This is a genomic window from Streptosporangium jomthongense (assembly GCF_042650425.1).
GTDB lineage: Bacteria > Actinomycetota > Actinomycetes > Streptosporangiales > Streptosporangiaceae > Streptosporangium.
Genome location: NZ_JBHSBC010000014.1, coordinates 25175 through 50221 on the forward strand (window position 1 = coordinate 25175; position 25047 = coordinate 50221).

A 25047-nucleotide genomic window follows, 5' to 3' on the forward strand; every position below is an offset into this window, starting at 1 on the left:
CATTGACTACCCTTGGTCGCTGGGCTTGATTTGGTTGCGGTCCTCACTCGTCGTCACGTTCCGCGACGGGGAGGCAAGGCGTCGTCCTCCGTTGAAAGGAAGCGCATGTTCCGCACCTCTGCCCGCGCGGCGACCCTGGCCCTGGCGGCTCTGACGGGTCTGGCCGGTCTCGTGCCCGCCTCCTCCGCCTCGGCCGCCGTGTCGAGTACCCCCGTCCACACCACCGTGGCGGGGGCCGACGACTGCGGTCGCGAGCTAGGCGAGTGGATCGACGGCGGCCACGCCGTCTACCGGGGAAACCTCCGTGCCGAGCTCAGTGACGAGACGGTCGAGGCGATCGTCTCCTTCCAGGACGACCGGGTCGAGGTCGTCCTCGACGGGCGCTCCTCCGGGTCGCGGCGCCACCGGTTCAACCCGGACCGGCCCGGCATCACCTGGACCACCTTCGGCTTCTCGGTCCTGCTCGACCGTCCCACCTGTGAACGGGACGGCGTGGGCGAGGCCAACCTCGCCCTGAGGGCCCCGGGCCTCGGGCGCCTGCAGGGCCAGGTCCACCGGGAGGAGTAGGTTCGCGGGCGGGTTGTCTCGTGGGGCGGTTCCGCGCGGGCGCGCGGGGCCGCCCCACGGCGTCTCCCGGACCGGCCAGGTGTTCAGGGGCGTCGCGCGTCCACCTCGATCTCTATCCTCATCCGCGGATCGGACAGGCCGCAGACGATCATCGTCGCCGCGGGCCGTACCTCGCCGAAACGGCGGCGCAGGGCGGGCCAGCACAGCTCGAAGTCCGCGCGGTCGGGCAGCATGTAGCGCACGCGCACGACGTCGGCGAACGAACAGCCCGCCTGGGTCAGCGCGCTCTCGATGTTGCGCAGGCACTGTTCGGCCTGCTCGACCACGTCGTCCGAGATCGTCATCGTCGCGTAGTCGAACCCGGTCGTCCCGGACACGTGGACCCGGTCGCCGTCGACCACCGCGCGCGCGTAACCGATCTCCTCCTCGAAGGTGGAACCGCTCAAGATCGCATATCGCTCCGTCATGTGATGGATGCTAGCCAGGGCTCCCGGACGGCAACGTGACGGTCACGGGATGGCAAGGATCTCGTCGTACCGCCCGTGGCCGGGTCACCGGCTGGGAGACCATCGCCTCTGCCGTACGAGTAGGGGGAATTCGTGAAAAGGGTTGTCGGGGTCGCCGTGGGCTTCGCGGTGTTCGCCGCCATGGCCGGGCTACCGCAGGAGGCGGCGGCGCAGGAACGGGACGATCTGGTCTGGGGGCCCTGCGAAACACCGGGCAAGGCCTCGTCGGACGCGGACGCCTCCTCAGGGAGCGGTGAACAGGCGGGTGCGGCGGTCGAGTGCGCCTCCCTGAGGGTCCCGCTCGACTACGCCGATCCTGACCGGACCATCAGCCTGGCGCTGAACCGGGTCAGGGGCGGGGACTCGCGGAACCATCTGGGGGCGTTGCTGGTCAACCCGGGAGGGCCGGGGGCCTCCGGCCTCAGCCTGGCCAGGCGGGTCGCCGCCCAGCTTCCCCCCGACCTCGCCGGACGGTTCGACGTGATCGGGTTCGACCCGCGGGGGGTCGGCCACAGCGAACCCGCGCTGCGGTGCGTCGATCCCGCCGAGTACTACGCCCCGCCCCGCCCGGACAACGTTCCCGGCAACGCCGAACAGGAGGCGGTGCTGCTCGGCAGGGCCCGCCGGTACGCCGAGGCCTGCCAGAGCCGGTGGGACTGGATGCTGCCGCACCTGAGCACGGAGAACAGCGCCAGGGACATGGACGAGATCAGGAAGGCGCTGGGCGAGGAGAAGATCAGCTATCTGGGCTACTCGTACGGCACCTATCTCGGCGCGGTCTACGCCACCCTCTTCCCCGGCCGGGTGAGCCGGATGGTCATGGACAGCGTGGTCGACCCGAAGGGCATCTGGTACGGCTCCAACCTCGCCCAGGACGTCGCCTTCAACCGGCGCCACCGGGACTTCCTGCGCTGGACGGCCCGTCACAACGACGTCTACCGGCTCGGCCGGACGACCAGGATGGTCTCCTTCGCCTGGTACGCCATGCGCAACCGGCTGCGTGTCCGCCCGGCGGGCGGGGTGGTCGGGCCGAGTGAACTCGACGACATCTACACCCTCGGCGGCTACTCCGACCTCGTCTGGCCTCAGCTGGCCAAGGCCTTCTCCACCTACGTCAAGAAGGGGGACGACGCCCCGCTGCTCGCCGCCTACCACAGGTACGCCGAGAACGACGCCGAGGACGAGAACGGCTACGCCGTCTACCTGGGGGTGCAGTGCCATGACGCCGCCTGGCCCGGCCAGTGGAGCAAGTGGCGCTCCGACATGTCCAGGACGCACGCCAAGGCCCCCTTCCTGACCTGGTCGAACGCCTGGTACAACGCGCCGTGCGTGTTCTGGCCCGAGCGCGGGGGCACCCCGGTGACGCTCAAGGACAACGCCGGGCTGCCGCCCATCATGATCGTTCAGGCGGAGCGCGACGCCGCGACGCCGTACCGCGGGGCGCTGCGCATGCGGGCGGTGTTCGGGCGCTCCAGGATGCTGGCCGTGGCCGGGGGAAACCACGGGGCCACCTTCAGCGGCAACCAGTGTGTGGACCGCAGGCTGGCGGCCTACCTCAGGGACGGGACGCTCTTCGGCCCGGCCAGGCGGGCGGCGCGAGGACCGGACGCCCGCTGCGCCGCGACCTCGCAGGCACCGGCCGCGGCCGGGTGACAACACAGGCCACCCAGGGTAGATGACAGGCTCTGTGTTGGTTCCTGCCAAAATCGTGGGGGTCGCGTAGGCTGGGCGCGTGATGCTGCGCACAATGGCGTCGCGCGTGCTCGACGACAACGATCGTGACGAGGTGCTGGCGATCCTGGACGCCGACCCCGTCTCCAACGTTTTCGTCGCCTCCAGGGTTCGTGCCGTCGGTCTCAGCCCGGCCAGGCTCGGCGGCCAGATGTGGGGGTTCGGCCCGCGCGGCGGCCTCACCTCGCTCTGTTACGCGGGAGCCAACCTGGTCCCGGTCAACGCCGGCGCCGAGGCCGTGCACGCCTTCGCCGAGCGTGCCCGCAAGCAGGGGCGCCGCTGCTCCTCGATCGTCGGCCCGTCCGACGCGGTCGAGCCGCTCTGGGAGCGGCTCGAACCGTACTGGGGGGCGGCCCGCGCGATCCGGTGGACCCAGCCGGTGATGGAGGCGACCGAGCCGTCCCCGGTCCCGGCCGACCCCCTGGTCAGACGGGTCAGGCCGGAGGAGTTCGAGATCCTGCTGCCCGCCTGCGTCGCGATGTTCACCGAGGAGGTCGGCATCTCGCCCGAGGTGGGCGACGGGGGCGCGCTCTACCGGTCACGGGTCGCCGAGCTGATCCGGATCGGCAGGTCCTACGCCAGGATCGACGACGGCCGGGTCGTCTTCAAGGCCGAGATCGGCGCCGTGACCCCCCAGGCGTGCCAGATCCAGGGGGTCTGGGTCCACCCCGAGCTGAGGGGCAGGGGCCACGCGGTCGCCGGGATGGCCTCGGTGCTCAAGCACTCCCTCGAATGCTTCGCGCCGGTGGTCTCGCTGTACGTCAACGACTACAACGCCCCCGCGAGGGCGGCCTACCGCAGGGCGGGGTTCCGCGAGGTCGGCACCTTCATGTCCGTCCTCTTCTGAGGAGCGGGTTCACAGGGCCCGGACGAGCCTGGTCAGCAGGTGTTCCAGTTCGGCGCCGGGGTCGGCGGTGAGACCCGCGTGCACCGGGCCCGTCTGCACGATCGTGCTTCGCGGGGCGGTCAGCCAGCGGAACCGGCTGCCGAGCGACTCGCCCGTCAGCGGACCCTCCTCGCCGAGGCAGGAACGCCGGTAGGCGCCCAGAGCGTGTCGTACGCCCTCGACGTCGGCGTTCGCGTCGAGGGCCCGCAGCCTGGCCTCGTCAAGCTCGATCCCGGCGCACAGGTAGTCGCGCGGCTGGCAGTACAGCAGCACCCCGGCGTTGATCAGTTCGCCGCGTTCGACGCGGGGGACGACCCGGATCACGGCGTACTCGTAGACGTCTCTCACCGGTTGTCCTTCCAGAACGCGCCCACCGAGCCGGTCTTGCCGTCCTGCCGTGCCCCGGGAGCCCCCTGGGGAAGCTCCTGGGGGAGCCACCGCCTGGGGGCCTGCGCCCTTGCCAGCAGATGCTCCACATAGGCCTGCCGTACGGCCTCGGCCCCGTCGAAGCCGGGTTCGTCCTCAAGCCACTCGTCGGGGACCTCGTCGACGACTCCGTCGAGGAGGTCCCTGGTGATCGTCTCGCTCAGCTCGGCGTCGACCTCAGGGAGGAGGGTCGCGTGGGGGGCGAGCACGTGGTCGGAGCCGTCGAAGGGGCGCTCCGGGTCGGCGGCCGGCCAGTTGTGGTGGAACCACAGGGCGGCGCCGTGGTCGATCAGCCAGGTGTCGCCGTGCCAGACGAGGAGGTTCGGGTTGCGCCAGCTGCGGTCCACGTTGTGGATCAGGGCGTCGAACCAGAGCAGCCGGGAGGCGAAGCCGGGGTCGGGCGGCCAGGTGAGCGGCTCGAAGCCGAGGGCCGCGGGCAGGAAGTCGACCGCCAGGTTGAGCCCGGCGCTGGCCCGCAGCAGGTCCTGGATCTCCTCGTCGGGCTCCCGCACGCCGAGCTGCGGATCGACGTCGATCACCTTCAGGTCGGGGGTGCGGAAGCCGAGGCGGCGGGCCAGCCCGGCGGCGATGATCTCCGCGACGAGCACCCTGCGGCCCTGCCCCGCGCCCCGGAACTTCACGACGTAGGTCCCGAGGTCGTCCGCCTCGACCACGCCGGGAAGCGACCCGCCCTCGCGCAGCGGGGTCACGTATCGGGTGGCCGTGATCTGTTCCAGCACTCCGCCAGGCTAGCGGATGGTCACGGTCCTCTATCGCCACTCGTGTCACGACATATGGGTAGCTGTTAACGAATGTCCCAGTCGCTTCCAAGTGCCCCCCAAGTGCGGCGGGCCATGCTCTCGCCTGGGAAGCGAGTTTGGGGAGAGTAAGAAAATGTGGCGAAGACTCAGCGCCGTCGCCGGACTGGCCATGGCCGGGGTGCTGGCCCTGCCGGGCGCCGCCATGGCCAAGCCGAAGGAACTGGACGTTCCCGTGGGAACGTGGCTCGCGGCGAGGACACATCCCGCCGTGCAGCTGACCTCGGTGTCCTACACCGCGGAGGTGGCCGTGCCGACGCCGGTCGCCAACCTGGACGCGATCAAGCAGCTGACCCAGCAGGGCATCTCCGCCGTCCAGTCGGGCAAGATCTCGGCGGACGAGAACAGCATCTACCGGTGGGTCGTCCAGCAGATGGCCAAGGAACCGGGGCGTTACTTCTCGCCGGGCACGCCGGAGCGCGTCGTCGAGGCGAGCGCGGGCGGCCTGTGCACCGGCTGGTGGGTGACGCCCGACGGTTACATGGTGACCGCGGCGCACTGCGTCGGCCAGGAGGAGACCGAGCTGGCGCAGACCTTCGCGGAGCAGGCGCTCACCGAGGTCAACAAGAAGGACGCCGCCGACCTGATCGCCGATCTCGGCGACGCCGCCTCGGACGACGAGATCGTCAGGACCGCCTCCAAGATCTTCCAGGTCTGGAACGCGGACAACATCAAGATCCGCAACGTCCAGAGCTCACTCTCGTTGTTGCAGAGCCTGCCCGGCGGCGGGGTGGACAAGACGGCCAAGTCGGTCCCCATCGAACTGGTCGCCAAGGGCACGGTCTACCCGGGCAAGGACGTGGCGATCCTCAAGGCCAACGGGCAGAACAACCTGCCGACCGTTCCGCTCGGTCAGGACTCCGACGTCCGGGTCGGTGACACGCTCTACATCAGCGGGTTCCCCGGCACGGTGACGCAGACCTCGATCTTCAACGTCGAGTCCAAGCTCGACCCGGCCTTCACCGAGGGCCCCTACAACGCCAGCAGGCAGACCCCGGAGGGCGTGCCGTACATCCAGACGCAGGCCCCGTCCTACCCGGGCAACTCGGGCGGGCCGGTGTTCAGCAGGGACGGCAAGGTCATCGGCATCCTGGTCGGCGGTCTCATCCAGCAGGACGGCGGCTCGACCGAGGGCGAGAGCTTCGTGCTGCCGGTCAGCATCGTCAAGGAGAAGCTCAACGAGAAGAACATCAAGCCCGCAGAGTCGGCCACGACGAAGGCCTACAACGAGGCGCTCGACCTGTTCTTCGCCAACCACTACTCCGAGGCGCTGCCGAAGTTCCGTGAGGTCCAGGCGCTGCAGCCGAACCACCCCTACGTGGCCAAGTACATCACCGACTCCCAGCAGGCCATCACCGCGGGCAAGGACGAGAGCTCCTCACCGATCCTGCCGTGGGTGCTGTGGGGCGGTGGCGGGGCGGTCGCCCTGCTGGTGGTCGGCGCCCTGGTGGCCATGGCCGGTAAGGGCAGGCGCCGGGTGAAGACGCCGCCCACCTCGTTCCCGCCCGTGTCCTACGGTGCCCAGCCCGGTCACTCGCCGCAGGGACCGGGGTACGGCCAGCCGTACGGCGGGGCACCCGGGGGAGCGCTCGGAGGGCCTTCCGCGGGGGCGCAGGCCTACCAGCAGCGGCCGCCCTACCCGTTGCCGCCCGGCTCTGAGGAGACCCGCTCGGTCCGCCCCCATGCCCAGCAGTACGGCGCGCCGCCCCAGATCCAGGGCCCCCAGGCTCAGGGTCCCCAGGCCCCTCAGGCTCAGGCTCCTCGGGCACAGGGGCCGGGGGCGAACACCCGCATCGCCGGGCTTGAGGCGGAACTTGAGGAACTGCGCCGCAGCATGGGGCAGCAGCGCCCGCCCGAGCGACGCTGACGCCTCCCTCAGACGGTGACCCTGGCCCTGCGCCGCCCCTGGTAGGGACGGCGCAGGGCCGGGTCGTCAGCGGGGAGCGGCGCCGTCAGTACGGGAACCGGCCCGTCCTGGACGGCGGCCGGGGTGGTCGCGGGACGGACGTGCACGGGCCGGGTCGGCCGTGCGGACCGCATGGTCGTGCTGACCGAGGCCTCGGGCCTGCGGTGCCGCCTGCCCCGTAGCGGGGCGTCCTGCGCGAAACCGGGCGACAGGGTGGAGGACTCGGTGACCGGGTGCTCGCGCAGGCGGCGCCTCCCCTGGTAGGGCAGGCGGGGGCCGTCGTATCGGCGGACCGTGCCCGGCTCCGTGGCGCGGAGCGGATCGGTGTGGGGCCGCGTGTGCCGTCCGCCGCCGGGGAGGTCGGGGACCTCGGGCTCCTCGACACGCGCGGGTGGAGCGGTGACCGAGGGGAACCCCGTCGTCTGGGCGGACCTGAACGTGGTCTCCGCGACGGCGGGCGCCGTGGCGGACAGCCTGGCGGGAACCGTGGCCGACACAGGGGCAGGCACGGGAACGGCCGCCGTGACAGGCGCCGTGGTGGCCATCACGGCGGGCGCCGCAGTGGGCGCCAAAGTGGGTACCGCGGCAGGTGCTGTGGCGAGGGCCGTGACGGGCACGGCGCGGGTGACGCGGCGGCGTCCCGGGGCGCGGCGGCGGCCGGGCGCCCGGCGGGTGCCGGCCGTACTCCCGGCAGCGGCCATGGCGAGCGCTGGGCGTGCCTTCAGCTGCCTGGTCTTGGCGTGGGCGATGAGCGCGACGGCGGTCAGCAGGACCGGCGCGAGGATCGCGGGGGTGCCGAGCTGGGGGGCCTCCGAGGGCAGGCGCAGGCTCGTGGCGGCGGGGGCGGCGGCGATCGCGTTGGTGTCCGCGGTCGCGGGCTTGGCGTGCTTTCCGGTACGGCCCGCGGCCTGCGTGGTGGCGGGCGGCGCGGTCTTCGCGGTCTGCTTGGCGGGAGGCTGGGGTTTCGCCTGTGCCGCTGAGGGGTCCTTCGCGTGGGCCCCGGTCTCCGGCTTGGCGTGCTTGGGGCCGGTCCTGACCGGTGGGGAGGGCGGCAGGTTCTCCCGCACCGTGGCGGGCGGGGCCTGTGACAGCAGGTCGGGGTTACGGGTGAGGGCGACGGAGTTGTCCGGGCGGGGGGACGCCGTGACGATCTCCTGCTGCTGGGCGGCCTCCTCGTCCAGACGGGCCTTGATCTTCTCGGGGTATCCGTATCCGACGACCTTGTCGGTGTCGCGCACCTTGCGTTTGGCGACGCCGCCGTCGATGTTGCCCTCGATGGTGTGGATCTTCTTGCCCTCGACCCGGGTGACGATCCCGACGTGGTCGATGCCGTCGAGCTTCTTGCCGCCGCTCCAGTCGAAGAAGACGAGGGCGCCGGGCTTGGGGACGGTGCCCCAGGCGTCCTGCTGGCGGAACCACTTGGCGTGGTGGACGGTGTAGGCGAACTGCCCCACCCAGTCTTCGTAGCCGAGCTTCTTGGCCGCCCAGGACAGGTACATGTCGCACCAGGGGGCCGTGCTGTAGTCGGCGTCGAACTCGACGGTGTTGTACCAATCGCCGAACTTGGTGTAGCCGCTGCCCCGCTCGGAGTACCCGAGCTGGCTCTCCAGCAGTTCGATGAACTTGTACGTCTCAGGTGTCATCTGGAAGTTTCCGGTCATCCTCCGACGGCCGTCGAAGCATGGTCGCGCCGCCCTCGCGACCTGGCCGCCGGAAGACGGGGGTCGAGCGATGGTGCGTCACGGGACCGACCGGCGAGACGGCCGAGACACGTGTGGCGGCACCATTGGCCAGTTGTCTTCCGTGACGAGGGAGGTTACCTCCCTTAAAGGGAAGGTCAAGACGGTCCGGGACCCGCTCCGGAACGAGCTATGGTGCACCGGACGGCAAAAGCCGACGTCAAAGGCGTTTTCATGATTTTTCCACTGTAAACGCCCAGCCAAAAAAGATCTGGCGAATCACGAAATCCGCGGCGGGGCGGGGGCGTCGAGCAGGGCGAGGGCCAGTTCGGTGACGGACCGGGTGAAGCGCCGGGGCTCCTCGGGCGACGCCGTCCGCCGGACCAGTTCACCGTCGAACACGGCGAGCAGGGCGTGGGCGAGGAAACCCGCGAAGTCCGCGTCGAGGCCGGGGCGCGCCTCGGCCACCAGGGTCGCGATGTGGCCGTGCCAGAACAGGTAGCTCGGCTCGGTGTACTTGGCGTCGGCGCACGCCTGCTCGTGCGCGGTCAGCAGGGCGGCGTTGGCCTCGGCGATCCCGCAGAGCCCGTCGAGGAAGGCCGTCAGGCGCTCCCGCGCGGGCGCGCCCGGCCCCAGGGGCGGGGGGCCGTCCATGATCGCCTCACGCAGCGCGAGCGAGCGCTCCTCAAGGAGGGCGCGCAGCAGGCCGGTTCGGCTGCCGAACCTGCGGAAGACGGTCCCCTTGCCGACCCCCGCCTCGGCCGCGACCCGGTCGAGGGAGACGTGGTCGCCGCCGTGCTCGGCCACCAGCCGTTCGGCCGCCCGCAGGACGGCTCTCCGGTTGCGTGCGGCGTCGGCGCGCTCCTGACGCTGCTCGGCCATGGGCTCTCCCGTTGACAAGCGGACCGATGGTCCGAATATTCTAGCGTCCAGGTAAGCGGACTGACGGTCCGCTGCAGTGATCCCCACGGAGGGAAGTCCCATGACCGTTCGCGCCGTCGTCACCGACCCCCGGGCACGGGCCGCGCTGCGGATCGCCGAGGTCGCCGACCCCGAACCACGTCCCGGCCAGGTCCTGATCGACGTGCGGCACATCTCACTCAACCGGGGCGAGGTGGCCTTCGCCGGGAGTCTTCCCCCGGGAACGGTGTCCGGCTACGACGCCTCGGGCGTCGTGGCACGCGCCGCCGCGGACGGCAGCGGGCCCGCGGAGGGCACCCGCGTCGTCGCCTTCGGGCCTGGCGCCTGGGCGCAGCGCGTCGCGGTGGACACCGACGCGGTCGCCGAGGTCCCCGACGCCGTCGACCTGGCCCACGCCGCGGCGCTGCCGATGGCGGGGGTCACCGCGCTGCGGGCACTGCGGACCCGCCCGATCCTGGGCCGCAGGGTCCTGGTCACCGGGGCGGCGGGAGGGATCGGCCGGTTCGCGGTGCAACTGGCCGCGCTGGGCGGGGCACACGTCGTGGCCTCCGTCGGCTCCGCGGCACGCGGGGAGGGGCTGACCGGACTGGGCGCCCGCGAGGTGGTCGTCGGCCTCAACGGGATCGACGGCTCCTTCGACCTGATCCTGGACAACGTCGGCGGGGCGCAACTGGTCGCCGCCTGGCCGTTGCTGGCCCCCGGAGGCGACCTCCAGAGCATCGGCTGGGCCTCGGGAGAACCCGCCGTGTTCGCGCCGGGCTCACTGTTCTTCCTCGGCCGGTCGAGGACGATCAGCACGTTCGGCGACGCCACGGCCTTCGGTCCCGACCTGGCCACCCTGCTCGGCCTGGCCGCCGAGGGCAGGCTCTCCGCCGAGATCGGCCTGCGAGACACCTGGGAGCGCCTCGCGGAGGCCGCCGAGGCCCTGCTCGGCCGCCGGGTCGCGGGCAAGGCCGTACTGGACGTCGAACCGTGGCGGGCGGGTCAGAGCGGGGCGTAGAGCACCAGGACGTTGCCGGAGGGGTCGCGGAGCACCGCCCTGACCTCGTGCGGCCCCCTCTCGGGCTCCTGGACGACCTCGGCGCCCGCCCCGGTCAGCTCCCGTACGGCCAGCGCCACGTCCGCCACCCGGTAGGAGGGCGCGGTGACGTCGCCCGCGACCCGCTCGGCCGCCCCGACCAGCGCGACGGTGACGCCGCCCCCGTCGAGAGCGGCGAACCGGTCGCCGTCACGGAAACGCACCGCGAGACCGAGCGCACCCGAGTAGAAGGCGATCGCCCCGTCCATGTCCTCGACGGGGACCAGCACGTTGCCGAGCCTGCTCACACCGGCCTCCAGGGGAGAGGTCATCATCCCGGCTCCCCGGGAACGGAGGGGACGTCCTGCGGCGCCTCCGAGGGGTCGGAGGGGCCGGGCTCCTGCTCGCAGGGCGGCAGGTCGACCCGGGCCTGGCTCGAACGGCTCTCGCCCGCGGGCACCGTGGTGATCGTCACGGTCCGCCGGGCGTACTGCCCGCACTCGGGCAGCGTGGCGAACTCGCCGGTCACCGTGCGCGTGTAGTCGGTGCGGCCGGACAACTCGATCGTCTTGGCGCTGCCGGTCGTCCCGCCGTCGGCGCCGGGGACCTGCTGGGTGAAGGCCAGCCGTACGGTCACCGGGGAGGTGCCGGAGGCGCGCACCCGGAAACCGACGGAGGTGCCGTCGAAGGAGGTGATCGTGACGGCGGGGGGCGCGCACTCCTCACCCTCGACCACCGTCTGGGCGTACTGGGCGCCGTTGCCCGCGGGACGGTCCGTGGTGACCGTGACCCCGAGCACGGCCCGCCCGCCGCACGGCACCTCGGCCGGGGGAGCGGGAAGCTCGACGGAGTAGCCGGTCTCCCCGGACAGGGTCCTGGTCACGGTGTCCAGCGTGCTGACGCCGCCCTCGTCGTCCTTGCGGGTGAAGGACGCGGTGAGCCGTACCCTGCCCGGACCGCCCGCGCGGACCTTGACGACGGCCGTCTCGCCGTCCCAGGAGGTGATCTCCGCGTTGCGCACCTCGGGGGCCGGGCACGGGCCGCCCCTGACCTCGACCGTACGGCTCAGCTCCCCGCCGGAGAACCGGGGCGAGGTCGAGGCCGTGACCCTGCGGTAGAGGGTCTGCTCGCAGGCGGGGGCGGTGAAGGCGTAGGGAACGGGCTGGGAGTGGACGCCGTTGCCCCTGAGGGTGAAACTCCGTGTGGCCACCTTCGTCAGGTCGTCACGTTCCTCACCCTGGGCGAAGGAGACGGTCAGCACGACGGAGGCCGGGGTCGAGGAGCGCAGGCTGAGCGTCGCCCCGCCCGCGTCGAACCGGGTGATCGCGAGGTCGTCGACCCCCGGGCTGGAGGTCGGGGTGGGGGACGGCGTCCGCGATGGGTCGGTGATCGGGGTCGGCCGCGCGCTCGGGGACGACGTCGGGGTCCTGCGCGGCGTCGGGTGGGCCTTCGGGGGCGTGCTCTCCGACCTGGCCGAGGTCCGTTCCGTTCCGGTGTGCGGCCGTTTGACGGGAGGCCGGGCCGGTTCCGGCGGGGGAGAGCCGCCCGCGCCGTCCGGCGGGGTCTTCCCGGCCCCGGGCACATGCGCGGGCGGAGTGAAGATCGAGTTCGCCGAGAGCCTGTCGGCCGACCGCCCCGAGGCGACCAGCCCGACGGTGACCGCGACGGTGATCACGACGACCCCGGCGAGCAGCCTGGGGCCGAGACGGGGACGGCGCCTGCCGCCGCCCCTGCCGAGCACGGTGCTCGCCAGCGAGGTGCTCGCCCGCTGGGCCGGCCTGGCCAGCGGGAACGACAGCGCCAGCAGGGTGGCCAGCTCTGCCAGGTGCCGCCGCCCCCGCTGCTCCCACTCCGGTCCGTACGCGGCGGTCGCGGCGGCTTCGAGTTCGAGGACGAACGCCTCCGCCGTCGCGGGCCGGTCCGCCGGATTCTTCGCCATGCCCCGCGCGACCAGGCCCCGCACCGAACTCGGCACGGCCTCGATCGGGATCGGCGCCCGCTGGTGCTGGTGCATCAGCGCGGCCCCGTTCTCCGCACGGTAGGGCCGATGCCCCGTGAGGCACTCGAAGAGCACGCAGGTGGCCGCGTAGACGTCGCTCGCCGGGGTGGCCGGATGCCCGGCCCACTGCTCGGGGGCCATGTACGGCGGGGTGCCCTGGGGCGCGTCGGAGGCCCCGGTGCGGGCGGCGATGCCGAAGTCCGTCAGCTTGCTGGCGCCGTCCGCCTGGATCAGCACGTTCTCGGGCTTGTAGTCGCGGTGCACGATCCCGGAGGAGTGCGCGAACGCCAGTCCGAGCAGCGAGCCCTTGAGCACGACGAGCGCCGCCTCGGGGCTGGTGGTGCCGTGCTCGGCCAGGATCCTCCTGAGGGAGACGCCGTCGACCAGCTCCATGACGATCGCGGCGTCGCGGGTGTCCTCGTAGTACTCGTAGAACTGGACCACGTTCGGGTCGTACAGCTCGACCATGACGCGCGCCTCCTCGCGGAAGCGCGCCAGGAACCTGTGGTCGCCCCGCAGGGCCGTGTTCAGATACTTGATCGCCACGTAGGCGCCGGTCGCGGTGTAGGTGGCCAGCACCACCCGGCCGCCGCCTCCCGCGCCGAGGTCTCGAACCTCGTGGTATCCCGGAACCAATGGAGTCCCCCTCCGAGCGCCGTCGCTTGTTCGACGGTCTCACCCCTGCCGTCGGTTGTCACGGTTCGCGAATTTCGTAAGGAAATCGCTATGTGGGAGACCGGTCTAAAGAGACGCGTAGACGGCCTCGGCGAGCCGGTGGGCACGAGGGCTGTCGGCGACGGCGTCGGTCATCCTGTTCATCGTGTACGCCATGCCCAGGCCGTGCTCCACGTCGCCGAGGCTGAGGAAACCGCCCATGCCGGTGTGGCCGAAGGCGGTCCGCATCCCCGGTTCGGGGACGGGGAAGGCCTGTGCGGGCCGCATGTAGCCGAGGCCGAAGGAACTGTCGAGGAGCAGCACCCGGTCGGGGCCGGCGACCCGGGGCCTGACGGCGTCCCGCAGGGTCTCCGGGCGCAGGATCCGCCCGGCGACCAGATGACGGTAGAACCCGGCCAGGCCGAGGGCGGTGGCGACGACCCCGATCGCGGGCCAGCCCGCGCGCAGGACGACCGGGTGGTTGGCGCCGCCGCGCAGCTTGGTGACCTGCGGGTTGCCCATGGCGCGGCCGGTCAGGCTCTCGCCGTCCCGCATGGCCCTGCCGAGCGCCTCCCCGGCGTCGGCACCGGGGTTTGTCACGTTCCCGGGCGCCGCCGGGGTTCCCGAAGCCGCCGTTTCCCCGGGTACCGCCGGCTTCCCAGGTGCCGCAGGCTTTTCCGAAGTCGCCGGTGCCGAGGCCCCGAGACGCAGCCCGCCGGACAGCCGGGCCGCCCGCGCCGCCACGTCGTCCGGCGCGCCGAGCCAGAGTTCGAGCCCAAGCGGGTCGGCGATCTCGGCGGCCACGAACTCACCCGCCCGTTTGCCGGAGACCCGGCGGATCACCTCGCCCAGCAGGAAACCGTAGGTCAGCGCGTGGTAGCCGTGCCCGGTCCCCGGCTCCCACAACGGCGCCTGCCCGGCCAGCCGGTCGGCGATGGCCTCCTGGTCCTCGAACTCCTCGACCGGCACCGGCTCCTCGATCACCGGCAGCCCCGCCTGATGGGTGAGCAGGTGCTCGACGGTGACACGCTCCTTGCCCGCGCGGGCGAACTCGGGCCACACCTCGGCGACCGGTGCCGTGACGTCCAGCAGACCGCGCTCGGCCAGCAGCAGCACCGCCGTCGCGGTCACCGCCTTGGTGCACGAGTAGACCAGCGTGGGGGTGCCACGCTCCCAGGGACGCCCGTCACGGCGGTCGGCCACACCACCCCACAGGTCCACGACAGGCCTGTCGTCAAGGAAGACGGAGAAGGCCGCGCCGAGCTCCCCGTCACCGGCGAAATTCTGGCGGAACACCTCGCGCACCCGCGAGAACCGAGGATGGCACCATCCGTGAACCGCCATCGTCCACTCCTGTGAAAACGCATGTGAGCGCGGAAGACCCGCCGGGCGTTGAGCCTAACAACGCCCGGGAGCGACCCGGGACCCTCAGCCCCCGCCGGTCTCCTCCGCGCGGGAGGACACGTAGGCGCCCCCGCCCTCCACGGTGTAGACGAGGCCCTCGTCGGACAGGACCTGGATCGCGCGCCGTACGCTGCCCGGATCGAGGCCGTAGCTCCGCTGGAGGCTCTCCTCCGAGGGGAGCGGGCGGTCGAGCTGGAGCTCACCGCTCGTTATCCGCGCACGGAGGATGCCCGCGAGCCGCAGGTGGGCGGGGACGGAGTCGCCCGGGTCGCCGGGCTCGATGGTCGCGGCCATATGTCCTGGATGCCCGCCGTACGGCTTCGTGTCCCAGGTGTGCCGTAACAGGGACGACGGTTGACAGACGTTTTGTACGGCTCAGCGTCCCCGCCAGCCGTCCCGATGGAGGAGGTCGGCCAGGGGGACGCGTCCGCGCCACCCCTTGCGTTCGAGGTCGGGCACGCGCTCCCGGTGCGTCACCGGTCCCAGGCAGAGCCAGGCCACCGGGCGGACCCCCTCCGGGATGCCGAGCAGGTCGCTGACGAACTCCTCCCGGTAGAAGGACACCCAGCCGACCCCCAGGTCCTCCGCGGTGGCCGCGAGCCAGAGGTTCTGGATCGCCAGGCACACCGAGTAGAGCCCGGCGTCCGCGATCGAGTGGCGGCCGAGGACGGCCGGGGCCCCGCGCGCCGGGTCGTAGGTGACGACGACGGAGAGCGTCGACTCGCGCACCCCGTCCACCTTGATCGTGGCGAACGTCGCGGCCCGCTCGGCGTCGAGGGTGGCCGCGAAGACGGCGCGCTCCCGCTGGACATGGCCGGCGAAGGCCTCGCGGATCTCCCGGTCGCGGACCACGATGAAGTCCCAGGGCTGGGAGAGGCCGACGCTGGGCGCGGCGTGAGCGGCCCCCAGGATCCGTAGCAGGACCTCCTCGGGCACGTCCTTGCCGGTGAACTCACCGCGCACGTCCCGTCGTTCGAAGATCACGTCGTAGAACTCAGGCATGATCGCCAGCATCTCGTGTCGCGCCGCGCACCGGTACGCCCGCCGTACCTCTTCTCCCGGCCACGCCCCCGTGGGCCCCCGCGCCCTCTCGTGGCCGGAGAAGAGGTACGGCGGACGCGCCTCCTTCAGCCGAGGGCGACACCACCGCAGTCAGCCTGCCGGGCGGCCCTGCACGTTTCCTGTACGGCGGGCACGGGCCGAGTGAAGGCCCAGGTCAGGGCACCACCGTGACGTCGAAGAAGATGCCGCTGAGGTGGGGCATGTACTGGTTGCCGTCCACGTCGACCATCTTCCAGTAGACCTTGCACCGGGCCGGTTCCTTGGGGGCCCGCACCTCGACGCTCACCAGCGCGGACTCGCCGGGCTCCGTGTCGGGGATGCGCACACTCCTGTGCTCGGTCTGGCACAGGTCCTCGCCGTCCCACGGCCACTGCCGGTACAGGTAGCGGTCCCGCCACGGGACCGTGCCGATGTTGTCGATCTGCCAGGTCTTGACGAACGTCTCACCGACCCGGACCGTGCTGCCGTCGGGGTAGGTCACGTCCTTGGCGAGCCGTGACCGGTCGCCGGGGATGGGCCGGACCAGATGGGTTTCGGGGGGCAGTTCCTCGGGGCGCGGCAGCCACAGCCACAGGGCCGCTCCGAGGAGCAGGCAGACGACCACGGCCACGACGGCCGTCAGCCGCGCCCGTTTTCCGGAGAACCGTCTCCTGAGAAGCACCCCCCAGGGAACCGTCTCCTTGAAGGACCACCCCCAGGACCCGTCCGCCAGGACCGCCGGGATCGTGGACCCCACCGGGGGCGCGGGGTCCACGGCCTCCACAGGCTTCGCGGGCGGCGCCGGGTCGGTCGCGGACCCGGTCTCGGCAGGCTCAGGACGGGGTTCCACGGTCTTCGCGCCGTCGGAGCCGGAGGCCAGGATCTCCCGGTGCAGGTCGCGCAACTCGGGACCGGGGTCGGCGCCGAGTTCGTCGCGGAGGGTCCTGCGCAGCCGTTCGTAGAGCGTGAGCGCCTCGGCCGACCGACCGGTCGCGTGCAGGGCGCGCATCAGCCGGTGGTGCAGCGTCTCGCGCAGCGGGTTACGGCTCGTCAGTTCGGCCAGCTCGGCGACCAGGGTCCCCAGGGCGGCCTCTCCGGAGAACGTCAGCTCGGCGTAGAGCTCCATGGCGGACAGCCGCAGTTCCTGCGCGTGCGCCGCCCGTTCGAGGACACACGGTGTCTGCGGGACGTCGCTGAACGGCTCCCCGCGCCACAGGTCGAGCCCCTCCCGCAGGGTCTTCGCCGCCGCCTCCGGGTCGCGCTCTTCACCGGCCAGGGACAGCGCCCGCTGCATCCGCGCCAGGTCGGTGCCGGTCTCGCCGAGGTTGAGCCCGTAGCCGCCCGCCCTGCTGTACAGGACGGGTTCCGTCTCCACGGGTCCGGTGAGGGAGCGAAGCAGGGCACGTAGCCGGGAGGCCCGGACCTGGACCGCGTTGGCCGGGTCGGCGGGCAGCCGGTCGGGCCACAGCGCGTTGGCGAGGTGCTCGGTCGAGACGGTCTCGCCGGGGTGGGCGAGCAGTTCACCGAGGAAGGCACGATCCTTGGCGGCGGTGGGGGCGGTGGACTGCCCCTGGTGCGTGATCGTCAGGTTCCCCAGCACGAGAAAGTCCACGCGGTGGAGTATGGCAGCTTTCGTCCAGTATTCGTCTGCCCTTCGGCGTGCTGTCAGAGACAACGCGAGGAGGTATGGTTCGGACGCGCCGATGTCGAAGGCATCGTGCAGGGGAAGCCGTCGGTTCAGGGCTGCCGAGTCCGTGCCACCGTCAGGCGTCGGGAAGAAGCATGGTCTGACGCTTCGGCGCCGTGTGTGAAGGGTTTCGGCTTGGGCGCGTCGGTGTCTGGACTGAGGAGCGAAGGAGCGCAGCGGATGAGCGACGAGGGAAGACACCGACCCGAGGCGCCCAAGCCCGCGGTGCCGGAGGCGCCGCGAAGAGGCGCAGACACCGACTTGAGAGCGCCCAAGTCCGCGGTGCCGGAGGCGCCGCGAAGAGGCACAGTCCACCTGCCCGGGGTGGCGCTCACCGACCATGTGTTCACCGTGCCTCTCGACCACGCCGATCCCGGCGGGGAGACGATCGAGGTCTTCGCCCGTGAGGCGGTCGACCCGGCCAGGCGGGGGGACGACCTGCCGTGGCTGGTCTTCCTCCAGGGCGGTCCCGGCGGCAAGTCGCCCCGGCCGCACGCGGCGGACGGCTGGCTGGCACGCGCGCTGCGCACCCACCGGGTCCTCCTGCTCGACCAGCGGGGGACGGGCCGCAGCACCCCGATGACCGCCGCGACGCTGACCGGGACCGACGCCGAGGTGGCCGCCAGGCTGCGGCACTTCCGCGCCGACGCGATCGTCGCCGACGCCGAGCTGATCCGGCGGGAGCTGGCCGGTGACCGGCCGTGGGAGACCCTTGGGCAGAGCTACGGCGGGTTCATCACGCTGACCTACCTCTCCAGGGCGCCCGAGGGGCTGGCGGCGTGTTACGTGTGCGGTGGGCTGCCGGGGCTCGCGGCGGACGCGGCGGAGGTCTACTCCCTCACCTACCCCCGGGTCCGCGCCAAGGTCGAACGCTTCTTCGCCCGCTATCCCGGGGACTCGGCCAGGCTGGACGCCGTCGCCGACCGGCTGCGCGAGGAGGAGGTCAGGCTTCCCGACGGGGACGTGCTGACCGTGCGCCGTCTGCAGAGCCTGGGCATGTGCCTGGGGATGAGCGACGGCGCCGAGTACCTGCACTGGCTCCTGGACGAGGCGTGGACCGGGCGGGAGCTGTCCGACCTGTTCCGCTACGAGGTCATGATGGCCACCGGGTTCGTCGGCAACCCCCTCTACGCGGTCATGCACGAGTCGATCTACGCCCAGGGGGCGGCGACCGCGTGGGCCGCGCACCGGCTGCTGCCCGCCGAGTTCGCCGAGGACGCCCGGCCCCTGCTGCCGACCGGGGAGATGATCTACCCCTGGATGTTCGAGGAGATCGCGGCCCTGCGTCCCTTCAGGGGCGCGGTGGAGATCCTCGCCGCCGACGACTCCTGGCCCCACCTGTACGACCCCGTACGGCTGGCCGCCAACCGGGTCCCGGTCGCCGCGGCCGTCTACTACAACGACATGTACGTCGACGAGGGCCTGTCCATGCGGACGGCCGCCGAGGTCGGTGAGGTGCGGACCTGGGTGACCAGCGAGTGGGAGCACGACGGCGTGCGGGTCTCGGGCGAACGCGTGCTCGCCCGCCTGATGGACACGATGACGGGCGTGTACGGCTGAGACCGGGGCACCCCTCTCCTGGGGCTCAGGGGGAGAGGACCTCGGTCAGCGGCAGCCGTACCTGGAAGCGGGTGTCGCCGGGCACCGACTCCACGCGCAGGTCGCCGCCGTGGCGTCCGGCGACGATGCGGTAGGAGATGTCCAGGCCGAGTCCGGTGCCCTCCCCGACGGCCTTGGTGGTGAAGAACGGCTCGAAGATCCGGTCGCGCAGGTGTTCGGGCACGCCGGGCCCGGTGTCGCAGATCTCGATGAGGGCGGTCGTGCCGTGTTCGAGGCGGGTGCGGACGGTGAGGGTCCCCTCGCCCGCCATGGCGTCGAGCGCGTTGTGGACCAGGTTGGTCCACACCTGGTTGAGCTCTCCGGCGTAGCCGGGCAGCGGTGGCAGCTCCGGGTCGTAGTCGGTGGCCACGGTGATTCCCGGCGGGATCTTGCCGCGGAACATGGTGAGCGTGCTGTCCAGCAGTTCCCGCAGGTCGACCCGCTGGTACGGCGCACGGTCCATCTGGGAGTACTGCTTGGCGGAGGCGAGCAGCGTCGAGATCCGCTCGGTCGCGTCGGTCACCTCGTCGAGCATCTGGGAGATCTCGACGGCCTCCGCCAGCCAGCGCACCGCGCCGGCCAGGTGCTCCTCCCCTATCTTGGCCCTGACCTTCTCCAGGCCCTCCTGGCCGAACCCGGCGCTCACCAGTGGCGCCGCGATCTCCCAGGCGTCCTCGACCCCGGCGGCCTCCAGGGCGTCGCCGAGTTCGTCCTCGGCGTCGGAGGTCTCAAGCGGGGTGCGGGCGGGCACGTTCCCGACGCTCTCCGCGCAGCCCTCCTGCAGGTCGACCAGCGCGCGCAGCCGCTCGGGCGGGATGCCCGCCTCGGTGAGGTCGGCCAGTTCCCGCCGCGCCGACTTGATCTTCTCCCGCAGCTCGCCGACCGCGCGCACGGCCGCGGCGGCCGGATTGTTGAGCTCGTGGGTGAGCCCGGCGGTGATGGTGCCGAGCGCGGTCAGCCGCTGCCGTCTGTCGATGAGCTCGCGCTGGGCCAGACCGCCCAGACGCACCCCGTCGAGCAGGTGGACGGCCATCGGGAACCACTCGGCGACCATCTTCCCGTACTTCCTGGCGGGCAGGACGAACAGCCGGGAGGGCTTGGTGGCGCGCAGCGAGTGGGCGTAGGTCTCCGGGGCGCGCTCGCCCAGGTAGGCCGAGGTCGCCCCGGCGTAGACCCCGACCTGGGAGGTGGGGGTCATGGTCACCACACCGGCCGGGGTCTCGGTGGACATGACGATCTCGCCGTCGATGAGGACGACGAAGTGCTCGGCGGGCTCGCCCTGCCGGATGATCGTCCCGCCCGCGCCGAACTCACGCTCCTCGCCGTGCGAGGCCAGCCACCGCAGCTTCTCCTCGTCGAGCTTCTCGAACAGGAACAGCCCGCGGAGCACGTCGATGTCGATCATGCGGCCTCCGTCACGTCTTCTCCAGGTAGCGGTGCACCAGCGCGACGGCCATGGCCCCCTCGCCGACCGCGGAGGCGACCCGCTTGATCGAGTCCGCCCTGACGTCCCCGGCGGCGAACACCCCGGGCACGTTGGTCTCCAGGTGGTACGGCTCCCGCCGCAGCGGCCAGTTGCGCGGCCGGTTCTCCGCGGCGGTCAGGTCGGGGCCGGTGAGGACGAAGCCCCTGCGGTCGCGTTCGACCGTGTCGCCCAGCCAGTCGGTGAACGGCTCGGCGCCGATGAAGACGAACAGCCACTCGGTCTCGGCCGTGCGTTCGCCCTCGGGGCCCTTGAGCGTGAGCCGTTCCAGGTGGTCGTCGCCCCCGGCGCCGACGACCTCGGTCTCGGTGTGCACCTCGATGTTCGGGATCTGGGAGATCTGCTCGATCAGGTAGTGCGACATGGACTTCTCCAGCCCCTCGCCCCTGACGACCAGGTGGACCTTGCAGGCGTACCCGGACAGGTAGACCGCGCCCTGCCCGGCGGAGTTGGCGGCGCCGACGACGTAGACCTCGCGGTCGCGGCACTCGGGGGCCTCGGTCACCGCGGCACCGTAGTAGACGCCCCTGCCGACGAAGTCGTCGAGACCGGGGGCGCTCAGCCTGCGGTAGGAGACGCCGGTGGCCAGGATCACGGTGTGCGCCGCGATGCTGCCGCCGTCGGCGAACCCGACGACCTTGGCCTGTCCCCTGACCTCCAGGCTGGTGACCGTACGGGCGGTGAGCAGCTCGGCGCCGAACTTCAGGGCCTGGCGGCGGGCGCGGTCGGCGAGCTGGGCGCCGGAGACGCCGTCGGGGAAGCCGAGGTAGTTCTCGATGCGGGAGCTCTGGCCCGCCTGCCCGCCGGAGGCGTGCTGCTCGACCATCACCGTGCGCAGCCCCTCCGAGGCCCCGTAGACCGCGGCGCCGAGGCCGCCGGGACCGCCGCCGATGACGATCAGGTCGTAGAAGTCGGTCGCGGGGGCGGTGGACAGGCCGACGGCGGAGGCCAGCGTCGAGGTGTCCGGGGCGACGAGCTTGGCGCCCTCGCCGGTGACGACCAGCGGCAGCCTGGCCGGGCTGACCTCGTGGGCCGCGTCCTCCTCCCCGGTCCGCTCGCCCGCCGCGGTCAGGAGCTGGACACCCTCGGGGGAGTCGGCCAGCAGCCAGCGGTAGGGGACCTGGTTGCGGGCCAGGAAGTCGCGGACCTCGTAGGACCTGGCCGACCAGCGGGCCCCGACCACCCGCAGCTCGTCGGAGTCGCGCCGCTCGGCGCGCTGCCAGGCGTCGAGCAGCGAGTCGAGCACCGGGTAGAACTTCTCCTCGGGCGGGTCCCACGGCTTGAGCAGGTAGTGGTCGAGGTCGACCACGTTGATCGCCTGGATCGCGGCGTCGGTGTCGGCGTACGCGGTGAGCAGCACCCGGCGGGCGTACGGGTACAGGTCCATGGCCTGTTCGAGGAACTCGACGCCGTTCATCTGGGGCATCCGGTAGTCGGCGAGGATGGCCGCGACGTCGTCGCCGCGCAGCCGCATCTCGCGCACGCTGTCCATGCCCTGTGTGGCGCTGTCGGCCCTGACGACCCGGTAGGACTGGCCGTACCGGCGTCTGAGGTCGCGTGCGACGGCCCGCGAGACGCCCGGATCGTCATCGACAGTTACGATGACCGGTTTGTCCATGACCAGCCTTCCCCCGAAGCGTGACATCTTCCTCCGAAGAATGTCATATCCCCCTGCAGCGGCCGACCACCGCGGTCTCAGTGGTCGGGCATGCCCACGGCGCGCAGCAGGGCCGCGGGGTGGCCGTGGGCGGCGCGCAGCCGCATCAGCTCCGGATCGCTGCTCCAGAAGTCGGTCAGCGTGCCGTGCCCGATCCGGTCGGCGATGATCTGCAGGGCGATGTCGTGCTTGATGTACTCGACCGCCATCAGGACGACGGCCGGGTCCTCGGTGTAGACGCCCCAGGCCGAGCCGTTCACGAACCCGCCGATCAGGACCTCGCGGCCGTCGCCGACGACCACCAGCAGGCCGCAGCCCAGGTTGTCGGCCACCGAGTCGGGCACCGGGAAGCGGTGCTCGTACAGGTAGCCGACCTGGGTCTCGGCCGGGCCGAAGTGCACGACCGACACCTCGACCCCGCGCTCGGCCGCCCGTCCGACCAGCGGGGAGAGCTGCTTCATCTCCTCCGGCCAGATCGACAGGAACAGGTCGGTGCGCGCGGCGGCGACCACGTCCTCCGCCCGCGCGAGGACGGCCTCGGTGCCCTTGAGGTTGTGGATGATGTGCGCCCCGGGAGGCGCGACGATCGTGGGCAGCGAGGACTGGAGCGACTCGATCGAGTCGTCGAACTCCCTGCGCATGCGTTCGAGCAGGGACCTGGGCGGCAGCGGCAGGTAGCCGACCGCCTCCTCGGGGCCGCGCAGCTCGTAGGCCGCGCCCTTGGACACCAGCTTGCCCAGCGTCTCGTAGACGGTGCTTCGTGGCACGCCGGAGCGCTTGGCCACCTCGTAACCGTTGAGGGGTTGCCCGGCGACGACCAACGTCACATAGGCCTTGGCCTCGTAACCGGACATGCCCAGGCGCTGCAACTGCTCCACGACGTCCCGCATCGGAGTTATGGTACGGCTCGCCATGCCTGTTGGGCGTTGTCGTAACGAACATTATTTAGTACGAAATTAATCGTTTTGGAGTGTTTCCCAATGGAGTGCGGAAAAAGTTGCCGCTGACCAGCGCTTTTTCCAATCGTGCCGGTGAAGACCGGACCGGCGACCAACTTCATCGGGATTCAGAAAACGTTCCGCACGCTGGAACACGGCGGGCCATGTCCTGGGAACGCGGAAGGGCCGCGCCCGCCCCTTCCGGGTGGACGCGGCCCCGCGCGGACGTGCCTGTCAGACCTGGCCGGCCTTCTCAAGGGCGGAGCAGCAGGTGCTGACGATGAGACGGGTCACCAGATACGGGTCGACGTTGGCGTTGGGGCGACGGTCCTCGATGTAGCCCTTCTTCTCCACCTCGACCTGCCACGGGATGCGCACGGAGGCGCCGCGGTCGGAGACGCCGTAGCTGAACTCGTTCCAGGGGGCGGTCTCGTGGTGGCCGGTGAGGCGCTCCTCGATGCCCGCGCCGTAGTGCTTGACGTGCTCCAGGGCGTTCGCCGCGAGGGCGTCGCAGGCGGTGATGATCGGGTCGTAGCCCTCCCGCATCGCCTTGGTCGAGAAGTTGGTGTGCGCGCCCGCGCCGTTCCAGTCGCCCTTCACCGGCTTGGCGTCGAGCGTGGCGGCGATGTTGAAGTCCTCGGCGACGCGGTAGAGCAGCCACCGGGCGATCCAGAGCTGGTCGGCGACCTCGATCGGGCCCGCCGGGCCGACCTGGAACTCCCACTGACCGGGCATGACCTCGGCGTTGATGCCGGAGATCGCCAGACCGGCCTCAAGGCACAGGTCGAGGTGCTTCTCCACGACGTCGCGGCCGAAGACCTCGTCGGCGCCGACGCCGCAGTAGTAGCCGCCCTGCGGGGCGGGGAAGCCGCCGATCGGGAAGCCGAGCGGACGGCCCTCCTTGAAGAAGGTGTACTCCTGCTCGATGCCGAACCAGGACTCCTGCTCGGCGAACCGCTCGGCCACCTCGACGAGGGCGGCGCGGGTGTTGCTGGAGTGCGGGTTCATGTCGATGGTGAGGACCTCGCACAGGACCAGCACGTTGTCGCCGCCGCGGATCGGGTCGGGGCAGGTGAACACCGGCTTGAGCACGAGGTCGGAGGCGCCGCCGTCGGCCTGGTTGGTGCTGGACCCGTCGAAGCCCCACAGCGGCAGTTCGGCGCCGTCGGCGAGGATCCTTGTCTTCGAACGGAGCTTGGCGGTCGGCTCGGTGCCGTCGATCCAGATGTACTCAGCCTTGAAGGTCATCGCCGGAGTCCTTGCTAGGGGAGGGGTCTGCTGCCCCAAAGACTCGCAAGTCGCGATTTCGCATCTGTTGCCCTTATGTGAACGGGATGTTACTCAGGTCCGGTTCGCCCGGCACGGTGTTCACATTCCCGTGAAAACAGGGCCTGAGCTGCGGAAACGGAGATCGTCACGGGGTCGTGTGAGCCTTGTCACCGTCGTCGCCGGGCTCTATCCCGAAGAAACGGGCCGAGGCGGACTCGTGGGCCAGGCGGCGCAGCACGTCGAGGACTCGGCCGTGCATGACGGTGCCGATGACCAGGGTCTCGACCGCCGTCTCGCGGGGCCCGTCCAGGGGGAGGACGCCGAACTCGTGCTCGACCAGCGTCTCCGCGGCCCGCGCGTAGGGACGCAGGGCCTCCTCGTCCATCGGCATGCCGAGCCGGGCCAGGGCGTACAGGGCCTGGGCCAGCTCGTCGAGCGCCGGGGCCCAGGGCTCCGTCCGCCAGCCGAGGCCGGAGATCAGCCGGTCGGCCTCGGCGCGGGCGCGGCGCCACTCCTCACCGTCGGGCCGGGGCGCGGGCGCGGGGGCGATGGCGTAGTGGGCGGTGCCCAGCACACGGTGCATGCTCAGTTCCTCGTCGTCGACCGCGGCCAGCACCTTGGCGATGGAGGCGATCGGCAGCCGCCCGACCTCAAGCAGCGCGCGGATCAGCCGCAGCCTGCGCACGTGGGCCTCGCCGTACTCGGCCCTGGTCGCCGAGGTCTGCTCGCCGGAGGGGAGCAGACCTTCCCGCAGGTAGTACTTGATCGTGGGGATGGGCACGCCCGTCTCGGCGCTGAGCTGGGAAATCCGCATAGCCGGATAGTACAACTACCCAATAGGTGCGTCGTTGTTCCCGT

22 protein-coding genes are annotated in these 25047 nt (G+C 71.5%); 6 read left to right on the forward strand and 16 right to left on the reverse strand.

Annotation, left to right across the window (positions count from 1 at the left end; all coding sequences use genetic code 11):
* The first annotated feature begins 105 nt into the window (after positions 1-105).
* Complete coding sequence (locus ACFOYY_RS14935) at positions 106-567, forward strand: hypothetical protein (protein ID WP_352008405.1); 462 nt, start codon at positions 106-108, stop codon at positions 565-567.
* A gap of 83 nt (positions 568-650) precedes the next feature.
* Here ACFOYY_RS14935 and ACFOYY_RS14940 read toward each other — a convergent pair whose 3' ends face one another.
* Positions 651-1034, reverse strand: a complete 384-nt coding sequence (locus ACFOYY_RS14940; RefSeq protein WP_352008406.1) for a RidA family protein — start codon at positions 1032-1034, stop codon at positions 651-653.
* Positions 1035-1166: 132 nt separating this feature from the next.
* Between ACFOYY_RS14940 and ACFOYY_RS14945 the strand changes: the two genes are divergently transcribed.
* Positions 1167-2726 carry an alpha/beta hydrolase gene (locus tag ACFOYY_RS14945; protein ID WP_386190086.1) on the forward strand — a complete coding sequence of 520 codons (1560 nt, stop codon included), beginning with the start codon at positions 1167-1169 and terminating at the stop codon, positions 2724-2726.
* A gap of 82 nt (positions 2727-2808) precedes the next feature.
* A complete protein-coding gene (locus ACFOYY_RS14950) occupies positions 2809-3651 on the forward strand; it encodes a GNAT family N-acetyltransferase (RefSeq protein ID WP_352009434.1) in 843 nt (280 codons plus the stop codon).
* Between the two features lie 9 nt (positions 3652-3660).
* On the opposite strand, the gene ACFOYY_RS14955 is transcribed toward ACFOYY_RS14950, so the two are convergent.
* Both ACFOYY_RS14955 and ACFOYY_RS14960 read right to left on the reverse strand, forming a co-directional pair.
* Positions 3661-4038 carry a DUF3037 domain-containing protein gene (locus tag ACFOYY_RS14955; protein WP_352008408.1) on the reverse strand — a complete coding sequence of 126 codons (378 nt, stop codon included), beginning with the start codon at positions 4036-4038 and terminating at the stop codon, positions 3661-3663.
* On the reverse strand, positions 4035-4856 hold the full coding sequence (locus ACFOYY_RS14960) for a HipA family kinase (RefSeq protein ID WP_362783618.1): 822 nt from the start codon (positions 4854-4856) through the stop codon (positions 4035-4037). The genes ACFOYY_RS14955 and ACFOYY_RS14960 overlap by 4 nt, the downstream gene beginning before the upstream one ends.
* A 154-nt stretch (positions 4857-5010) precedes the next feature.
* On the opposite strand from ACFOYY_RS14960, the gene ACFOYY_RS14965 reads away from it, so the two are divergent.
* The gene (locus ACFOYY_RS14965) at positions 5011-6801 is read left to right on the forward strand and encodes a trypsin-like peptidase domain-containing protein (RefSeq protein ID WP_362910981.1); all 1791 of its coding nucleotides are present in this window, start codon (positions 5011-5013) and stop codon (positions 6799-6801) included.
* Between the two features lie 8 nt (positions 6802-6809).
* Here the strand turns inward: ACFOYY_RS14965 and ACFOYY_RS14970 are convergent, their stop codons facing one another.
* Together ACFOYY_RS14970 and ACFOYY_RS14975 are read right to left on the reverse strand one after the other, a co-directional pair.
* Positions 6810-8483 (reverse strand): CHAP domain-containing protein, encoded by a 1674-nt coding sequence (locus ACFOYY_RS14970; RefSeq protein ID WP_386190087.1) that lies wholly within the window; start codon positions 8481-8483, stop codon positions 6810-6812.
* 315 nt (positions 8484-8798) lie between these two features.
* On the reverse strand, positions 8799-9401 hold the full coding sequence (locus tag ACFOYY_RS14975; protein WP_386190088.1) for a TetR/AcrR family transcriptional regulator: 603 nt from the start codon (positions 9399-9401) through the stop codon (positions 8799-8801).
* A 100-nt stretch (positions 9402-9501) separates the two neighbouring features.
* Between ACFOYY_RS14975 and ACFOYY_RS14980 the strand changes: the two genes are divergently transcribed.
* Positions 9502-10440 (forward strand): zinc-binding dehydrogenase, encoded by a 939-nt coding sequence (locus tag ACFOYY_RS14980; RefSeq protein ID WP_386190089.1) that lies wholly within the window; start codon positions 9502-9504, stop codon positions 10438-10440.
* Here ACFOYY_RS14980 and ACFOYY_RS14985 read toward each other — a convergent pair.
* From ACFOYY_RS14985 to ACFOYY_RS15010, 6 genes are all read right to left on the reverse strand, one after another.
* A complete protein-coding gene (locus ACFOYY_RS14985; RefSeq protein ID WP_386190090.1) occupies positions 10425-10793 on the reverse strand; it encodes a VOC family protein in 369 nt (122 codons plus the stop codon). The two genes, ACFOYY_RS14980 and ACFOYY_RS14985, sit on opposite strands and share 16 nt — an antisense overlap.
* Positions 10790-13093, reverse strand: coding sequence for a serine/threonine-protein kinase (locus tag ACFOYY_RS14990; protein ID WP_386190091.1), 2304 nt, complete (start codon positions 13091-13093; stop codon positions 10790-10792). The genes ACFOYY_RS14985 and ACFOYY_RS14990 overlap by 4 nt, the downstream gene beginning before the upstream one ends.
* A gap of 105 nt (positions 13094-13198) precedes the next feature.
* Positions 13199-14407: a serine hydrolase domain-containing protein gene (locus ACFOYY_RS14995; RefSeq protein WP_386190092.1), complete on the reverse strand. Its 1209-nt coding sequence runs from the start codon at positions 14405-14407 to the stop codon at positions 13199-13201.
* 132 nt (positions 14408-14539) lie between these two features.
* Entirely contained in the window at positions 14540-14809 is a 270-nt protein-coding gene (locus ACFOYY_RS15000) for a winged helix-turn-helix domain-containing protein (protein ID WP_352008417.1), read from the reverse strand.
* An 81-nt stretch (positions 14810-14890) separates the two neighbouring features.
* Positions 14891-15517, reverse strand: coding sequence for a 5,6-dimethylbenzimidazole synthase (gene bluB / locus ACFOYY_RS15005; RefSeq protein ID WP_352008418.1), 627 nt, complete (start codon positions 15515-15517; stop codon positions 14891-14893).
* Between the two features lie 214 nt (positions 15518-15731).
* On the reverse strand, positions 15732-17168 hold the full coding sequence (locus ACFOYY_RS15010) for a BTAD domain-containing putative transcriptional regulator (protein ID WP_352008419.1): 1437 nt from the start codon (positions 17166-17168) through the stop codon (positions 15732-15734).
* A gap of 255 nt (positions 17169-17423) precedes the next feature.
* On the opposite strand from ACFOYY_RS15010, the gene ACFOYY_RS15015 reads away from it, so the two are divergent.
* Entirely contained in the window at positions 17424-18803 is a 1380-nt protein-coding gene (locus ACFOYY_RS15015) for an alpha/beta fold hydrolase (protein WP_386190093.1), read from the forward strand.
* 25 nt (positions 18804-18828) lie between these two features.
* On the opposite strand, the gene ACFOYY_RS15020 is transcribed toward ACFOYY_RS15015, so the two are convergent.
* The 5 genes from ACFOYY_RS15020 to ACFOYY_RS15040 form a co-directional block, all read right to left on the reverse strand.
* Positions 18829-20247 (reverse strand): ATP-binding protein, encoded by a 1419-nt coding sequence (locus tag ACFOYY_RS15020; protein WP_352008421.1) that lies wholly within the window; start codon positions 20245-20247, stop codon positions 18829-18831.
* A 10-nt stretch (positions 20248-20257) separates the two neighbouring features.
* Complete coding sequence (locus ACFOYY_RS15025) at positions 20258-21943, reverse strand: FAD-dependent oxidoreductase (protein ID WP_352008422.1); 1686 nt, start codon at positions 21941-21943, stop codon at positions 20258-20260.
* Positions 21944-22020: 77 nt separating this feature from the next.
* Positions 22021-22872, reverse strand: coding sequence for a TrmB family transcriptional regulator (locus tag ACFOYY_RS15030; RefSeq protein WP_352008423.1), 852 nt, complete (start codon positions 22870-22872; stop codon positions 22021-22023).
* Positions 22873-23154: 282 nt separating this feature from the next.
* Positions 23155-24168, reverse strand: coding sequence for a glutamine synthetase (gene glnII / locus ACFOYY_RS15035; RefSeq protein WP_352008424.1), 1014 nt, complete (start codon positions 24166-24168; stop codon positions 23155-23157).
* Between the two features lie 166 nt (positions 24169-24334).
* Positions 24335-25003 (reverse strand): MerR family transcriptional regulator, encoded by a 669-nt coding sequence (locus ACFOYY_RS15040; protein WP_352008425.1) that lies wholly within the window; start codon positions 25001-25003, stop codon positions 24335-24337.
* Between the last annotated feature and the right edge of the window lie 44 nt (positions 25004-25047).